General features: G+C 68.0%; 15 protein-coding genes. 10 read left to right on the top strand and 5 right to left on the bottom strand.

Going from position 1 to position 16,463, the window contains the following annotated elements:
* Positions 1–53: 53 nt before the first annotated feature.
* Positions 54–1,340, bottom strand: a complete 1,287-nt coding sequence (locus NWF22_RS02400) for an Rv3212 family protein (RefSeq protein ID WP_160900795.1) — start codon at positions 1,338–1,340, stop codon at positions 54–56.
* Between the two features lie 45 nt (positions 1,341–1,385).
* Positions 1,386–2,990 (bottom strand): DEAD/DEAH box helicase, encoded by a 1,605-nt coding sequence (locus tag NWF22_RS02395; RefSeq protein WP_160900796.1) that lies wholly within the window; start codon positions 2,988–2,990, stop codon positions 1,386–1,388.
* A gap of 341 nt (positions 2,991–3,331) precedes the next feature.
* On the opposite strand from NWF22_RS02395, the gene NWF22_RS02390 reads away from it, so the two are divergent.
* Positions 3,332–4,036 (top strand): ferritin-like fold-containing protein, encoded by a 705-nt coding sequence (locus NWF22_RS02390; protein ID WP_160900797.1) that lies wholly within the window; start codon positions 3,332–3,334, stop codon positions 4,034–4,036.
* Between the two features lie 149 nt (positions 4,037–4,185).
* Complete coding sequence (locus NWF22_RS02385; protein WP_160900798.1) at positions 4,186–4,419, top strand: DUF3107 domain-containing protein; 234 nt, start codon at positions 4,186–4,188, stop codon at positions 4,417–4,419.
* A 102-nt stretch (positions 4,420–4,521) separates the two neighbouring features.
* Here NWF22_RS02385 and fasR read toward each other — a convergent pair whose 3' ends face one another.
* Complete coding sequence (gene fasR / locus NWF22_RS02380) at positions 4,522–5,184, bottom strand: HTH-type transcriptional activator FasR (protein ID WP_160900799.1); 663 nt, start codon at positions 5,182–5,184, stop codon at positions 4,522–4,524.
* A gap of 188 nt (positions 5,185–5,372) precedes the next feature.
* Between fasR and NWF22_RS02375 the strand changes: the two genes are divergently transcribed.
* From NWF22_RS02375 to NWF22_RS02340, 8 genes are all read left to right on the top strand, one after another.
* Positions 5,373–6,392 carry a DUF3152 domain-containing protein gene (locus NWF22_RS02375; protein ID WP_160900800.1) on the top strand — a complete coding sequence of 340 codons (1,020 nt, stop codon included), beginning with the start codon at positions 5,373–5,375 and terminating at the stop codon, positions 6,390–6,392.
* 91 nt (positions 6,393–6,483) lie between these two features.
* Positions 6,484–7,659 carry an adenylyltransferase/sulfurtransferase MoeZ gene (gene moeZ / locus NWF22_RS02370; protein ID WP_160900801.1) on the top strand — a complete coding sequence of 392 codons (1,176 nt, stop codon included), beginning with the start codon at positions 6,484–6,486 and terminating at the stop codon, positions 7,657–7,659.
* Positions 7,660–7,725: 66 nt separating this feature from the next.
* Positions 7,726–8,580, top strand: coding sequence for a TIGR02569 family protein (locus NWF22_RS02365; RefSeq protein ID WP_160900802.1), 855 nt, complete (start codon positions 7,726–7,728; stop codon positions 8,578–8,580).
* A gap of 174 nt (positions 8,581–8,754) precedes the next feature.
* Positions 8,755–10,227: an MFS transporter gene (locus NWF22_RS02360; RefSeq protein WP_160900803.1), complete on the top strand. Its 1,473-nt coding sequence runs from the start codon at positions 8,755–8,757 to the stop codon at positions 10,225–10,227.
* 79 nt (positions 10,228–10,306) lie between these two features.
* A complete protein-coding gene (gene nirB, locus NWF22_RS02355; protein ID WP_233750971.1) occupies positions 10,307–12,835 on the top strand; it encodes a nitrite reductase large subunit NirB in 2,529 nt (842 codons plus the stop codon).
* Complete coding sequence (gene nirD, locus NWF22_RS02350; RefSeq protein ID WP_160900805.1) at positions 12,832–13,266, top strand: nitrite reductase small subunit NirD; 435 nt, start codon at positions 12,832–12,834, stop codon at positions 13,264–13,266. The genes nirB and nirD overlap by 4 nt, the downstream gene beginning before the upstream one ends.
* Complete coding sequence (locus NWF22_RS02345) at positions 13,263–14,444, top strand: uroporphyrinogen-III synthase (protein ID WP_160900806.1); 1,182 nt, start codon at positions 13,263–13,265, stop codon at positions 14,442–14,444. The genes nirD and NWF22_RS02345 overlap by 4 nt, the downstream gene beginning before the upstream one ends.
* Complete coding sequence (locus NWF22_RS02340) at positions 14,441–15,187, top strand: sirohydrochlorin chelatase (RefSeq protein WP_160900807.1); 747 nt, start codon at positions 14,441–14,443, stop codon at positions 15,185–15,187. Before NWF22_RS02345 ends, NWF22_RS02340 begins: the two co-directional genes overlap by 4 nt.
* Before the next feature lie 94 nt (positions 15,188–15,281).
* Here NWF22_RS02340 and NWF22_RS02335 read toward each other — a convergent pair whose 3' ends face one another.
* Together NWF22_RS02335 and NWF22_RS02330 are read right to left on the bottom strand one after the other, a co-directional pair.
* Positions 15,282–15,581 carry an MGMT family protein gene (locus NWF22_RS02335; RefSeq protein ID WP_160900808.1) on the bottom strand — a complete coding sequence of 100 codons (300 nt, stop codon included), beginning with the start codon at positions 15,579–15,581 and terminating at the stop codon, positions 15,282–15,284.
* Between the two features lies 1 nt (position 15,582).
* On the bottom strand, positions 15,583–16,374 hold the full coding sequence (locus tag NWF22_RS02330; RefSeq protein WP_160900809.1) for an alpha/beta hydrolase: 792 nt from the start codon (positions 16,372–16,374) through the stop codon (positions 15,583–15,585).
* Positions 16,375–16,463: the final 89 nt, after the last annotated feature.

Here is a 16,463-nt window from a genome sequence, read left to right as displayed (position 1 = left end):
CGGCTGTGTGTCGGGCGCTTCGCTGAGGTGCTTCTGCCGTGGAGCCCGGCAACTCAGCCGGGGGAGTAGGCCTGCACGATCGATCCCCACTGTTCGACGACGTCGGCTCCCAACACCCGCAGGCTCACCGGCTCGTCGCGCCGTCCGTCCCGCGGCAACGCCATCGCACGTAGCTCGCGCCCCGTGGCCGCGTCGCGCACGCTGACCCCGCCGGGAGTGGGCAGGAGAAGTTGACCGGCCATCACCTCTCCGGTGCCGATCGTGCCGGGGATCTGGTAGATGGGCCGCAGATCGGATGCGTCGAGCACCACGGTCGCCGCACCGGTGTAGAAGCTGGTCAGGCCGCCGCCGGTGACCACGACCCCGTCGCCGGGTGGCGATTGGGCCCCGTTGACGGTGTTGGTGGCGGTGGGCGCGCCGTCGGTGGAGAACTGTCGGATCGTCGGTGTCCGGTTGCCGTCGGGCGCCGGGGTGTCCGAGGAGGGCAGCGGGGGATCGGACCCGCCGTCGTAGACGGCGATGGTGGAACTGGTCATGGCGATCAGAACCGGCGGCGGCCCCGACGAACCGTCGGTGATGATCGAGGAACCGTACTGCTGGACGTCCTCGTCGTCGTCGAGGACGGCGCCGAGCACGGTCAAGCGGTAGCCCGGATCGTTCGCACAGCGCTCGATGACCGCGACGCGGCTGCCGCCGACCGCCGACGACAGCAACCGGCAGTCGGTCCGGCCCGGCTGCACGTCCGGGTTCACCGGCGCATCCACACGGCCGTATTCGATGCCGCGCACCAGATTCGATCCCCAGGTCTCCAACCGGGTCGGCCCCTGGGACACCACGTATCCGGAGTCCGACAGCAGTCGAATCCGATCATCGGCGTCGCTGCTGCGACTGCCCGCACGCTGTCCCGAGGAGGCGTCGAGCGCGGTGATCTCGCCGCAGCCACGGGAGTTGCGGTATGCGGCGAGCACCTTGTTGTTGCTCGCCGGCCACGCCGCAATCGCCCCACACAGGTCCAGGTTTCGGCTGTAGCGCCAGATCTCGCGACCGGTCCCCGGGTCGCGGCCCACCACGGTGCCGCCGTCGGCGGTCACCACGGTCGACTGCGCGACGGCAGGGGTCAGCGTTGCCGATGAGCGCGCCCGCCACGTCGGTGCGAACGCGGCGGGCACCTGGTCCGACGGGGCGACTTCGGGTACCGGCGCCGCGGCCTGCACACTCTCGGTCTGCCGGACCGGGCTGTTGGCCCAGACGAGCACTCCCGCGACGACGGCCACCACGACGATCGCCGCGGTCACCGCCAGATCGACGGGGGTACGACGCTCAGGTCGGATACGGGCCACGTGCCCTCCGGTCGCCGCGCGCCCGTCGACCGGCGCCGGAACGGATCACTCGGCTGCGGCCACGGTCGTGGTCTTCTCCGTCTGCTGCTCGCCGGACGCCGCGCCGCGCTTGGCGCCACCGCGACGGCGACGTCGCCGACGCGGCCGGTCGCCTCCGGCGGTATCGCCGCCGTTGTCGGTGGTGGCGTTCTTTGCCGCGGGCTTCTTGTTCTCGTTTCCGCCGGCGTCCGAGGTCTGCGCCGTGCTGTCGGCGGACTGGCCGCCGCGGGTACGGCGACGCACCCGGTCGGACTTGGGTCGTGACGACCGGCTACGCCGTTCCTCACGTTCGCCGGATGGCTTCGGCGCGGCGATGCGCCCGGTGGCCGATTCCGGGATCGAGAGTTCGGCGCGCAGATGCTCCGAGGTCGAATAGGTCTCCACCGGTTCGGGCACGTCGATACCCAATGCGGAGTTGATCAGCTCCCAGCGGTGCAGTTCGTCCCAGTCGACCAGGGTGATCGCGATGCCGGTACGGCCGGCGCGCCCGGTGCGGCCGATGCGATGCACGTAGGTCTTGTCGTCCTCCGGGCACTGGTAGTTGATGACGTGCGTGACGTCCTCCACGTCGATGCCGCGGGCGGCGACATCGGTGGCGACCAGCACGTCGATGTCGCCGTTGCGGAAGCGCTTCAGTGCCTTCTCCCGCGCCACCTGGCCGAGGTCGCCGTGCACCGCGCCGACCGAGAAACCGCGCTCGCCCAGGTCGTCGGCGACCTTCTGGGCCGTCCGCTTGGTCCGGGTGAAGATCATCGTGGCGCCGCGGCCCTCGGCCTGCAGGATGCGCGCGACGAGTTCCGCCTTGTCCAGGGCATGGGCGCGGTAGATGTACTGGGTGGTCCGTTCGTGCACGGCCGAGTCGTTGGCGTGCTCGGCGCGGATGTGCGTCGGACGATGCAGGAACGTGCGGGCCAGGGTGACGATCGGACCCGGCATCGTGGCCGAGAAGAGCATTGTCTGCCGCGGTGTGGGTAGGGCCGCCATGATCCGTTCGATGTCGGGCAGGAACCCGAGGTCGAGCATCTCGTCGGCTTCGTCGAGTACGAGGACGGCCACCTTGCCGAGGATGAGGTGACCCTGTTGTGCGAGGTCCAGCAGTCGCCCGGGGGTGCCGACGACCAGGTCGACACCGGACTTGAGGTCGGCGATCTGTGAGTCGTAGGGCCGGCCGCCGTAGATCGAGGTGATCTTCAAGGGTCGGGTCGTGCCGTCGGCGAGGGTGACGTCGAGCTTCTTGGCGGCGATCTCGAGATCGCCGGTCACCTGCAGACACAATTCGCGGGTCGGCACGATGACCAGGGCACGCGGAGTGTTGTCCAGCGGCCGCAGACCGGACGCCTCTGCCGTGGCGAGTCGGTGCAGCATCGGCACACCGAACCCGAAGGTCTTGCCCATGCCCGTGCGGGCCTGGCCGATCAGGTCGTCGCCGGACAGTGCCAGCGGCAGGGTGAGTTCCTGGATCGCGAACGTATGGGTCTTGCCGTCGTCGCCGAGTGCCTCGACGATGCTGTCGTGTACGCCGAGTTCGGCGAAGGTCGGGGAGGTGTGGGTTTCGTCGACGATCGTCGTCTGGACGTCGTCTCGGGATTCGGTCCCGGTGGTATTGCTCATGTGAGGTTGTATGCCTTTCTGCATTTCCCGCACGCACGAAAGGCACCACAGTGGGGTCGAGCGGTCTGCGCCGGAAGGACCCTGGTCGGGCCGCGTCGGTGGGTCCGGATGGACCACGCAAACCGCGTTCGGTGACTGTGTGTGGTGGCTCCGCTCGGGCAGCCTCGCCCGGCGACCAGTGCGCGCACATTGTCTGGTGACCGCGCGATGACCCGGACCGTTCCGCCCGGCCGTCGTGATGTCGCGGCAGGTCGGTTCGCCACCGAATCGTCATGAACGCGTCAGTGCACCGTTGTCGAGTGTACTTGGTGAACGCCGAGAGCCCGCATACCATCACCACCATGTCGACTGCGCCGCACCCGTCCGGAGTGTCCCCCGACCCTGCTGAAGCCGCCACGACCAGCGACGACGCGGCCGGCATCGGCAAGTTGTTCGCGGTCCTGCTGGCGGGTGAGTACGCAGCGTTCTACCGCCTCATCGACGAGTCCCGGATGGCGCCCGATGTGGCGAGCAAGGTGGCGATCGCGCGCATGGCGGCCTCGGAGATCAATCACTACGACACCTTGGCGGCACAGGTCACCGCGCACGGCATCGAGCCGACCGCGGCCGTCGAGCGCTACCGGTCGATCTTCGACGACTATCACCGCGTCACCACCCCGAAGACCTGGTACGAGGCGCTGGTGAAGGCCTATGTCGGCGACGGACTCGCGGCCGACTTCTACACCGAGGTCTCCGGGGTGCTGCCCGACCACGCGCAGGGTGTGATCCGCGAGGTGATGGCCGAGACCGCGAACTCCCGGTTCGCCCGCGAGCAGGTGGCGGCGGCGGTCGCCGCGGACCCGGCGCTGAGATCTCCGCTGACCCTGTGGGGGCGGCGACTGCTCGGTGAGGCGGTCACGCACGCCCAGTGGGTGCTGGCCGCCGAGGAGGAGGTCACCGACCTCCTGTTCGCCGGTTCGGCGTCGTTGCACGGGATCGCCGGCTTCTTCGATGCGATCACCTCCGATCACGCGACCCGGATGCGTGAGCTCGGCCTCGGCGAGTGAGACCGATCGCGCTGGACAGTCGGGAGGTTCCGCTGTGAGCGGAGCCGATGTCATCGGCGAATCGGCCTGATCTAGCCTGGATCAGCAGACAAGAAGTGCCGTGCGCGCGGTTGGACGCGGCGCGGCGTGTGACCTTCGGAAGGGTGGCCATGGCCGTTGAAGTGAAGATCGGTATCACCGACAGTCCTCGTGAGCTGTCCATCCAGACCACGCTCACCAGCGACAAGGCGTACTCGGAGGTCGAGGCGGCGCTGTCGGGGAGCGGACAACTGCTCGCGCTGACCGACGACAAGGGCGCGCGCTACCTCGTGCCGGTCACGAAGATCGCCTACGTCGAGGTGGGCAGCACCGAGAACCGGCGGGTCGGCTTCGTGGCCTCCTGACCGCTCGGGTCTGAAGCGCCCCCGAAATGCACCCGAGGGAGAACGGCCGTTGACACCCATGTCGATGCGTCCCCGCTCCGGGATTCATTCCTGGGGCGCTTTTCAGGGGCGCTCGTCGGAGTCGTCCTCACCGGCGGACGTGCCCTGCAGCGGCACATGGGACAGGCCGCCCCACAGCAGGGCGACGGTCGTATCCACCGCGGCCCGCTTGTCGACGGGGCGTTTGGCCTCGAGCCAGTAGCGGGCGTTGACCTGACTGGCGCCCACCAGCCCCGCCGCGAGCATCCGCGATCGGTAAGGATCGAGCCCGGAGTCGTGCATGACGAGTCCGTACACGGCATCCACGCACGCCTCGGTGGCGCCCTCCACCCGGCGGATCACCGCCGGGTCCTTCGCGTCCGAGGAGAAGATCAGTCGGTAGCCGGAGTTGTCCTGGTCGATGAAGTCGAAGAACGCCTCCACCGCGGCCCGTACCCGCTGCTTGTTGTCGGTGGTGGTCAACAGGGCGCGGTTGACATCGCTGACCAGTTTCTCGGCATGGGAGTCGACGACGGCGATGTACAGGTCGAGTTTCGACGGGAAGTGCTGGTACAGCACCGGCTTGCTGACGCCGGCATGCACGGCGATCTCGTCCATGCCGGCGGAGTGGTAGCCGCGCTCCACAAAGATCTCGCTGGCTGCGTCGAGCAGCTGCATGCGCCGGGCGCTACGCGGCAGACGCGTGTTGCGCGCGGCGCCGTTCGACGGGTTTGTGGTGGTCGACATGGGTAGAGCGTACTCGGGACGCAGCCGGCGTCACCGAGCCGTACGGGTGACCGCGACACTCCGTTCCACGTCTACACGTTTACCTGTGAGAAGGTTGAGCTGTGAGTCACCCAGGAGGCGGGCCGCACTCACCGAACCCCGGGGCCGGTGTGCCCGGCGCGAGCGGCGGGGGGATCGGGGACGGGCGCATGCGCACAACGAACATGGGGGCGGGTACGGGGGTTCCGGCGGAGCCGATGCGGACTCGACCGAAACCGGACCAGCCCCTGCGCGCCCGCTGGGATCCCACCGACGACAACGGTCGGATACGCGTCGATCGCGACGCTCAGCCCGAGCGCAAGAAGCAGAGCGCGCTGGGCCGGTTCGTCGCCACCTACGGGTGGCGCGCCTACGCCATCCCGGTGCTGGTCGTGTTGACCGTCGTCCTCGTCGTGGTCACCGTGCGGTCGGGCGATGACACCGCCTTCGTGCCCGCTGCGGACGTCAATCCCGACGCGGCCGCACGCAACACCGATGTGAGCAAGGAGACCGGACCGATCGGGGCGCCCACGGGAACCATCGAACCCGAATCGTTGCCTGCCGGGACCTTGCCCGACGGGGGGGCCTACACCGAACGGGGCCGTGAGGTCTATCACGTGGTGCCCGGAGCCGGGCGGCAGGTGGGCACGGGTGGGGAGGTGTACACGTACACCGTCGAGGTCGAGAACGGGCTCAACGCGCAGGACTTCGGCGGCGACCGGTCGTTCGCGAAGATGGTCGACGCGACGCTGGCCAACCCGCGGAGTTGGACCGGGGACGGGAAGGTCAGTTTCCGGCGGATCGACTCGGGTGAACCCGATTTGCGCATCACCTTGGCGTCGCCGGCCACCACCCGGGAGTTGTGTGGCTATCAGATCCAGCTCGAGACCTCGTGCTTCTACCCGCCGGAGGAGCGGGTGACCCTCAACGAGGCACGATGGGTGCGCGGGGCCATCTCTTATCAGGGTGATGATCTGTTGTATCGGCAGTACCTGATCAACCACGAGACCGGGCACGGCATCGGCTATGAGGCGCACGAGCCGTGTAAGGAGGACGGTGCGCTGGCCCCGGTGATGATGCAGCAGTCCTTCGGTGTGGCCAACAGCGAGATCATGGCGCTCGACCCCGACATGCAGGCAGATCGCGGCTTGGTCTGCAAGCCGAATCCCTGGCCGTTCCCCAACCTGTGAGTCGGCACGGTCGCGGCTGAGGAATGAGCGTGCCGCCGCGGCTGTTGACATCAGCAGATCGCACCCGAAATACGATGTACTGGAGGCGCCCGTGTCGTCCTTGCCCCCGCTGGTCGAACCCGCAGCGGAACTGTCCAATGAGGAGGTGGCCCGCTACAGCCGCCACCTGATCATCCCGGATGTGGGGATGGACGGTCAGAAGCGGCTGAAGAACGCCAAGGTGCTGGTGATCGGTGCGGGTGGTCTGGGATCGCCCACACTGCTGTATCTGGCCGCCGCGGGTGTCGGCACGATCGGCATCGTCGAGTTCGACGTGGTCGACGAGTCCAACCTGCAGCGTCAGGTCATCCACGGGCAGTCCGACATCGGCCGGCCCAAGGCGGAGAGTGCCCGCGACTCGATCCTCGAGATCAACCCGTTCGTCACTGTCAACCTGCACGACGAACGTCTGGAACCCGAGGGTGCCATCGAACTGTTCTCGCAGTACGACCTGATTCTCGACGGCACGGACAACTTCGCCACCCGCTACCTCGTCAACGACGCCGCGGTGCTCGCGCACAAGCCGTATGTGTGGGGATCGATTTTCCGCTTCGAGGGGCAGGCATCGGTGTTCTGGGAGGACGCACCCGACGGACGTGGCCTCAACTATCGCGATCTGTATCCGCAGGCGCCGCCGCCCGGGATGGTGCCCTCGTGCGCCGAGGGCGGCGTACTCGGCATCCTGTGCGCCTCGATCGGCTCGATCATGGGCACCGAGGCCATCAAGTTGATCTGTGGCATCGGCGAGCCGCTGCTCGGTCGGCTGATGGTCTACGACGCGCTCGACATGAGCTACCGCACCATCAAGATCCGCAAGGACCCGGAAGGTGAGCGCGTCACCGAACTCATCGACTACGACGACTTCTGCGGGGTCGTGTCGAACGAGGCCGCCGACGCTGCGGACGGCTCGACGCTGACCGCCGCCGAGCTCAAGGACAAGATCGACGCCGGCGATCGCGTCGCGCTGGTCGACGTCCGGGAGCCGGTGGAGTGGGACATCGTCCACATCGACGGCGCCACATTGATCCCCAAGGACGAGATCCTCTCCGGCGCCGGCCTCGCGAAACTCCCGCAGGACCGGCCGACGGTGCTGTACTGCAAGACCGGCGTCCGCTCCGCGGAGGCGCTCGCCGCGCTCAAACGTGCGGGCTTCGCCGATGCAACGCACCTGCAGGGCGGCGTCACCGCCTGGGCCAATCAGGTGGACAAGACGCTGCCGGTCTACTGAACCGCCGCGCCGTCAGCCCGCGTCGCTGCGGCATTCTGCCTGCAACGCTCGGTAATCTCTGCAGACGTGAACACCGTCGAGCCGCCCGACCACGTGCTGAACACGTTCGGGCTGACCGCGCATCCACCGATCCAGATGGGTGATTCGTGGGTCGGCGGTTGGCGGGTCGGTGAGGTCGTGTTGTCGCTGGTACCCGACCATGCGCGCGCCGCGTGGTCGGCGTCGGTGCGGGAATCGCTGTACGTCGAAGGGTTGCGGATCGCGCGGCCGTTCCGGGCCACCGACGGTCGGTATGTGGTGTCCGGGTGGCGCGCGGACACCTACATCGCGGGCGCACCCGAGCCACGTCACGACGAGGTGGTCCTGGTCGCCGATCGGCTGCATGCGGCCACCGCGACGCTGGAAAGGCCGCGGTTTCTGCTCCAGTCGCCTGCACCGCCGCACACCGACGTCGACGTGTTCACCGCCGCGGATCGTGCGGCATGGGAGGATGTCCCGTTGCGCACCGCGCGCGCGGCCGGCATGGGGGAGCCGACCTCGCCGGATGGCGCCCAGAGCGTCGAGATGCTGAAAACCCTTGCCACCCTTCGCAAGAACGTGTCATTGGAGTCCCAGGTGGTGCACGGTGACCTGTTCGGCACCGTGTTGTTCGCCGGGGCCGCCGCCCCCGGCATCACCGACATCGTGCCGTACTGGCGACCCGCCTCGTGGGCGGCGGCGGTGGTCGTCGTGGATTCGTTGGCCTGGGGTGGCGCCGACGACGACCTCGTGCGACGCTGGGCAGATCAACAGGAATGGCCGCAGATGATGCTGCGTGCGGCGATGTTCCGCCTGGCGGTCCATGCGTTACATCCGCGTGCCACCGCCGGCGCACTGCCGGGTCTGCAACGAGTGGTCGACCTCGTGCGCTTGATGCTGTAGCTGCAGGTCAGCGCATCCTGACTCCTTCTCACACGCGTGCTCGCGCGATGTGAGCACATCGTGACTCTTCGGTCACGCGGGGGAAAATCCCGGCAACACGCGCTGCCTAACTTTGAGTCCAATCGCCCGACGGAGTCGTCGGTCAATCAGCCCCACCACACGATTGGATGACTCATGCCCGTACTGCCCGCCTCGGTGCGGACCGCGCTGGCGCGCGACCACCGGATCACCGACTGGGATCCCGAGGATCGCACCGCCTGGGACAACGGCAACGCCGCCATCGCCAAGCGGAACCTCGTATGGTCGGTGATCTGCGAACACGTCGGATTCTCCGTGTGGTCGCTGTTCTCGGTGATGGCGCTGTTCATGGGGCCGGAGTACGGCATCAGCCTCGATCAGAAGTTCATCATCGCGGCGACCGCCACCTTTGTCGGTTCCTGTCTGCGAATTCCCTACACCCAGGCGACGGCGCGATTCGGCGGACGCAACTGGGCCATCTTCAGCGCCATCGTCCTGCTCATCCCGACCGCGCTGACCATGATGTTGATGTTGAACCCGGGCGACTTCGGGTTCGGCTGGTTCCTCGGGGTCGCGGCGCTCACCGGATTCGGTGGCGGCAACTTCGCCTCGTCGATGACCAACATCAACGCCTTCTACCCGCAGCGCCTCAAGGGCTGGGCGCTCGGTCTCAACGCCGGCGGCGGCAACATCGGTGTGCCGGTGGTGCAGCTCATCGGTCTCGCGGTGATCTGGCTGGCCTCCGATCAGCCCGAGATCGTCTGCGCCATCTACCTGGTCGCGTTGGCCGTGGCCGGAGTCGGCGCGGCGATCTACATGGACAACCTCGATCACCAGACCTCGAGTGGCCGCGCGATGATCGACTGCCTCAAGCACCGCGACACCTGGCTGATCTGCCTGCTCTACATCGGCACCTTCGGCTCGTTCATCGGCTTCGGTTTCGCATTCGCCCAGGTTCTCAACATCAGCTTCACGGAGGCCGGCGCCGCCAAGCCGGCCCTGGCCGCGGCCACGATCGCCTGGATCGGGCCCCTGCTCGGTTCGCTGTCGCGGCCCTATGGTGGCAAGCTCGCCGACCGCGTCGGTGGCGGCAAGGTGACGTTGTACTGCTTCGCCGCGATGACGCTGTCCGCCGCGATCCTCGTGGTCGCCGGCACCGTCGCCGACAGCAGCGGTCAGATCAGCGGCGGCGTGCTCACCGCGTTCGTCGTCGGCTTCATCCTGCTGTTCCTGCTCTCCGGGATCTCCAACGGCTCGGTCTACAAGATCATCCCGACCATCTGGGAGAACAAGTCCAGGGAACTGACCGGCCTCAACGCCCTGGGCAAGACCAAGTGGTCGCGCAGCATGTCCGGTGCGCTGATCGGTATCGCCGGTGCGGCGGGCGGTCTCGGCGGGGTCGGCATCAACCTGGTGCTGCGGGCGAGCTATCAGAGCAATCAATCGGCCACCGTGGCCTTCTGGATCTTCATGGGCTTCTATGTCCTCGCCGGCGTCATCACCTATGTGTTCTACGTGCGTCGTCCGATGGTGATCACCGAGACCACCGACCTGCAGGTCGCCGCCGACACCGTCGCAGCGGGGGACCCGGCAGATGGGGCCGGGACCGTCGACAAGGCCATGGCCTGATCCGAAAACAGACCGGAAACCACCAAGGAGTATCTCAGTGACCAGCGAATCCAAGACCGTAGTCGTGGTCGGCCACGGCATGGTGGGTCACCGCTTCGTGCAGACCCTCCGTACCCGCGACATCGACAACACCTGGCGGATAGAAGTCGTCTCCGAAGAAGCCGACCCCGCCTACGACCGAGTCGGCTTGTCCTCGTATGTCGGCGCCTGGCAGCGGGATTCGCTGGCGTTGGACGGCAACACATATGCCGGGGACAATCGCGTCGTCACCCACCTCGGGGAGACGGTGACCGATGTCGACCGTGCGGGTCGTCGGGTGGTGACTTCGGCCGGCCGCGAGATCGACTACGACGCGCTCGTCCTCGCGACCGGGTCGTATGCGTTTGTGCCGCCGGTACCCGGCCACGACAACGAGAAGTGTTTCGTCTACCGCACACTCGACGACCTGGACGCCATCCGCGCGGCCGCCGACGCCGCCGGACCGGGTGCGCCCGGCATCGTCGTGGGTGGTGGCCTGCTCGGACTCGAGGCCGCCAACGCGCTGAAGTTGATGGGAATGACGCCCCATGTGGTGGAATTCGCGCCCCGGCTCATGCCGATGCAGGTCGATGACGGGGGCGGGTCGGTGCTGGAGAAACTGGTCACCGACCTGGGGTTGACCGTGCACACCGGCGTGGGAACGGCGAATATCGCCGATTCCGCCTCGGGTGGGCTGACCGTCACCCTCAGCGATGACAGCGAGATCGACGCCGCGCTGGTCGTCTTCTCGGCTGGTGTGCGGCCGCGTGATCAGGTGGCCCGCGACGCGGGGTTGCCCGTGGGGGAACGCGGCGGCGTGCTCGTCGACACCTCGTGTCGGACCGACGATCCCGATGTGTTCGCGATCGGCGAGGTGGCTGCGGTCGAGGGTCGGTGCTACGGCCTCGTCGCGCCCGGGTACAGCACCGCCGAGGTCGTCGCCGATCAACTCCTGGGGCAGCAGTCCACGTTCCCCGGTGCGGACATGTCGACCAAACTGAAGCTGCTCGGGGTGGACGTGGCCAGTTTCGGTGATGCGATGGCGACGACCGAGAATGCGCTCGAGATCGTGTACCACGATCCGGTCGCCGGCCGGTACGCGAAGGTCGTCGTGTCCGACGACGCCAAGACCTTGCTCGGCGGCATCCTGGTCGGCGATGCGTCGGCGTATGCGCTGCTCAAACCGATGGTGGGCAGCGAGATCCCGGGCGACCCGGCTGCGCTGATCGCGCCGGCCGCCGGCCCCGCCGTCGGCGTGGACGCGTTGCCCGACGAAGCCGAGATCTGCTCGTGTAACGGGGTTTCCAAGGGAACCATCTGTTCGGCGATCGCCGACGGCGCGTGTGAGATCGCCGACATCAAGAAGACCACCTGCGCCGGCACCACCTGTGGTGGCTGTCTGCCCAGCATCAAGTCGCTGCTGGCGGCCTCGGGCGTGGAATTGTCCAAGGCGCTGTGTGAGCATTTCGAGCAGTCGCGTGCCGAACTGTTCGAGATCATCTCGGTCACCGGCGTCCGCACCTTCTCCGAGATCATCGAACGCCACGGCACCGGCCAGGGCTGCGATATCTGTAAGCCGACGGTGGCCTCGATCCTGGCGTCCACCTCCAGCGACCACATCCTCGACGGCGAGCAGGCATCGCTGCAGGACACCAATGATCATTTCCTGGCGAACATGCAGAAGAACGGTTCGTATTCGGTGGTGCCGCGGATGCCGGGTGGTGAGGTGACCCCCGAGCAACTCATCGTGATCGGCGAGATCGCGCGTGACTTCGGGCTGTACACCAAGGTCACCGGCGGCCAGCGCATCGATCTGTTCGGTGCCCGCGTCGACCAGCTGCCGGAGATCTGGCGCCGGCTGGTGGACGCAGGGATGGAGTCCGGGCATGCCTATGGCAAGAGCCTGCGCACGGTGAAGAGCTGTGTGGGCTCCACTTGGTGCCGCTACGGTGTGCAGGACTCCGTCGGCATGGCCGTGCTGTTGGAGAAGCGCTACCGCGGCCTGCGGTCGCCGCACAAACTGAAGTTCGGCGTCTCGGGATGTGCGCGTGAATGCGCCGAGGCGCGCGGCAAGGACGTCGGCGTGATCGCCACCGAGAACGGCTGGAATCTCTACGTCGCCGGCAACGGCGGGCAGAGCCCGAAGCATGCCCAGCTGCTGGCCAGCGGAGTGGATGACCAGACGCTGGTCGCCTACATTGATCGGTACCTGATGTTCTACATCCGCACCGCCGATCGCCTGCAGCGCACTGCGCCGTGGCTGGAGGCGATGGAGGGCGGTCTCGATCATCTGAAAGCGGTGGTCTGCGACGACAGCCTGGGTCTCGCCGGCGATCTCGAAGAGGCCATGGCTCGTCACGTCGCCGGCTATCGGGACGAATGGGCGGCCGTATTGGAGGATGAGGAGAAGCTCAAGCGCTTCGTGTCCTTCGTCAACGCACCGGAGGTGGTCGACCCGACGATCCAGTTCACCGACGCAGACACCGAACGCAAGGTCCCGGTCCTGCTCGACATGCCGGTGATGCCCGGTCGCGTCGATACCGAGTCAGCCACCAACGAGGCAACAGAACGTGAAGGAGTGCCGACATGACAGTCGCTGCGCGATCGACGGCGAACGAACCCGCCGACGCGACCACGCATCCCGAGGCCGTACCCGGGCAGTGGGTCCGTGCCTGCGCCCTGGCCGATCTCGCCGTCGGACGCGGTGCCGGGGTATTGGGGCCGGACTTCGAACAGGCGGCGCTGTTCCGCATCCCGGCGGTGGAAACCGATCGGGAGGCGGTGGTGGGCCGAACCCGGATCTATGCCATCGGCAACATCGATCCGTTCGCCCGTGCTGCGGTGTTGTCGCGCGGTGTCACCGGCGACCGGGCCGGTGAACCGACGGTTGCCAGCCCGCTGGGCAAGCAGGTGTTCTCGCTGCGGTCCGGCATCTGCCTCGACGACGAGTCGATGTCGGTGCCCAGCTACGCGGTACGGGTCGTCGACGACATCGTCGAGGTGTACTTCCAGCGCCGATGAGCAACAGCACAGACAAGTCCCTCGCCGATGACGCCGAGGCGCTACCCCTGGCCGGATTCACCATCGGGATCACCGCGGCCCGACGCGCAGAGGAATTCGCTGCGCTGCTGGAGCGTCGTGGTGCCGACGTGATGGCTGCGCCGACGATCCGGATCCTGCCGCTCGTCGACGACACCGAACTCGAGCAGGTGACCGAGGCGATCATCGCCGAGCCGCCGGAACTGATGGTCGCCACCACGGGGATCGGCTTTCGTGGCTGGGTCGAGGCCGCGGACGGCTGGGGCAGCGCCGAGCCGTTGATCACCGCGCTCGGCAAGAGCCGGCTCATCGCCCGCGGGCCGAAGGCCAAGGGCGCGATCCGGGCAGCCGGGCTACGTGAGGAATGGTCCCCGGAGAGCGAATCGTCGTCGGAGGTGCTCGACCGCCTGCTCGACGAGGGGGTCGATGGTGTGCGGATCGCGGTGCAGTTGCACGGCGCCACCACCGAGTGGGAGCCGTTGCCGGATTTCTGTGCGGTGCTGCGTGCCGCGGGGGCCCACGTGCTGCCGATTCCGGTGTACCGCTGGAACATGCATCCCGACGTCGACCGGATCGACCGCATGATCGGTGCGGTGGTTCGCGGTGACCTCGACGCGATCACCTTCACCAGCGCGCCGGCGGCGGCCTCGATCCTCACGCGTGCCAAGGAACTGGGCAAGTTGCCGCAGTTCCTGCACGCCATGCGCACCGCCGTGCCGGTGATGTGCGTGGGTTCGGTCACCGCCGGACCGCTCGAGGCGCTGCAGATCCCGACCAGCTATCCCAAACGCTATCGGCTCGGCGCACTGGCGCGGCTGATCACCGACGAGTTACCCCGGAGAAGCCACAACTTGCGAGTTCACGGTCACGACACCGCGATCCGGGGTCAGGCGGTGATCGTCGACGGTCAGGTGCGGGAGATGTCGGCGACCAGCCTGATCATGCTCAAGGCACTGGCCGCCTCGCCCGGGCGGGTGGTGTCACGTCACGAGTTGCTCGCCGGTCTGCCCGGCGACAGCTCCGACACCCACGCGGTGGAGGTGGCGGTGGCCCGCCTGCGCAATGCGCTGGGCGATCCCAAGATGATCCAGACAGTGGTCAAGCGGGGGTACCGACTCGCCGTCGACCTGGAATACGAGGGGGAAGAGGACGCGGAATGAGGCATCGACACACTCGGCAATACCTGCCGTTCGGTGACCGGCTGCGCGACATCAGTCCGGTACTGGTGGCCCACGGCACCCGTAACCCGCACGGCGTCAACGTGATCGCGAAGATCGCCGAGGCCGTCGGGGAGCAGGTGGGTGCCACCCGCACCGCTTTCGTCGATGTGCTCGGTCCCACACCGAGCGAGGTCATCGCCGACGTCGACCGCCCGGCGGTGCTGGTGCCGGCCTTCCTGGCCTCGGGCTACCACGTCCGCAAGGATCTGCCGGAGCACGTCGAGGCCGCGGGACGTTCCGACACGATCGTCACCCGAGCGCTCGGGCCCGACCCGTCCATCGCCGATGTGGCCCGCCTGCGGCTCGTCGAGGCCGGTTGGGAGCCGGGCGATGCGGTGGTCCTGGCAGCGGCCGGGTCGTCTGATGAAAGCGCCTGCGGGCAAGTGCACCTCGCTGCGCGACAGCTCGAGTCGATCATCGGCGGCCGCGTCGAGGTGGGCTTCATCACCACCGCGACGCCGTCGGCGCCGGAGGCGGTCGCACGCGCATCGCGGCACGGACGACGGGTGGTCATCGCGAGTTATCTGCTGGCGCCGGGGCTGTTCCACCAGCGGCTGCACACCTACGGCGCCGATCTCGTTGCCGATCCGCTCGGTGCCGACCGGCGCATCGTCGACCTCATCGTCACGCGCATGCGCGCCGCCATCAGCCCGTACCGTCGCCAGGCGCCGATCCGCGGCTGAGCCGGCGCGCCCCGGGCAAATACATGGGGATCTGACATTCACGTGGGTGATATCCCGTGTATTTGTCAGTTCCCCATGTGAATGCCGAGGATGCTCAGCTCGGCGCCCAGCGGCACTCGCGGAGGACGACCCGCCCGTCTCGGACGGGCACGCCCTCGGCAGCCAGCCTCGCCAATTGTCGCGCGGATAGGTGCGGGGTCGGGCGGCCCGATGCGGGCACCACGCGGTGCCACGGCAGGTCGCCGGAGTCGGTTCGCATGATCCAGCCGACGATCCGCGGGCTGGACAGTCCGGCCGCATGGGCAAGGTCACCGTAGGTGGTCACCAGACCTTCCGGGATCGCGGTGACCAGCCCTCGCACCCGCTCCACGTCGGCGTCGCTGACGGCGCCCATCTCAGCCGCCGCCGACCATCTCGCGGATGAGTGCCGCCGTCAGCTCGGGCGCCAGATACGGCACCATGTGCCCGCAATCGGCGTGTACGACGCGGGTCGACTCGACGCCCACGCAGGACGCGAGGAAGTCGGCACCCACGAACGGCGGCCGAACGCGGTCGGCCACCACCACGGCCGTCGGCAGCCCGGCCGGCGGCAGCACGGCGTCGCGGGCCATCTCGCTCCACGCGGTGGCGGCGGCGGGCGCACTCACCCGCCAGCCCATCCGGCCATTGGCCAGGGGAATCAGGTGCTCATCGATCTCCTTGTCCAACAGCGCCTCCGGGATGTCTGCCCAGCCCTCGTCGCGTTTGGTCGACCGGGCATGGTCGGCGTCGGCGTAGTCCCAGTTCGCGAGGCTGTCGGTGGCGACCTCCAACGCCCAGGGCGGGTCCAGCCCCTGCGCCGGGTCCAGGAGCACCAACCCACCGACCGCGTCGCCGAGACGATGGGCGAGCCGGACGGCCAGTGCGCCACCGAAGGAGTGTCCGACGATGACGAACGGACGCCGGGTGGGCGGGATATACATGTCGACCACCGCGGCCAGCGCGTCGAGATGGTCGTCGAACGACCACGGCGGCGTCCACGGTGAGCGCCCGTGGCCGAGCAGGTCGGGAGCGACGATGCGCAGATCGGCCAGGTGCTCGCGCGCCAGCGCGGCCCAGCGGCGTCCATGGCCGGTCAACCCGTGCAGCGCCAGGATGTGTGCGGTGTCGTCGGCATCGGGTCCGAACACGTGTGTGGTCAACGACATGAGGCCATCCTGCCGTAGTCGCGGTTACCCCGGGTGGCCACGCCATCCCCGGTGGCTGGTCAGCAGCGCTGTCGGCGGCGCGTGCTTCC

Origin of the sequence: Gordonia mangrovi, from assembly GCF_024734075.1 — a bacterium.
GTDB lineage: Bacteria > Actinomycetota > Actinomycetes > Mycobacteriales > Mycobacteriaceae > Gordonia > Gordonia mangrovi.
This window is presented reverse-complemented; position numbering and strand designations above follow the sequence as displayed.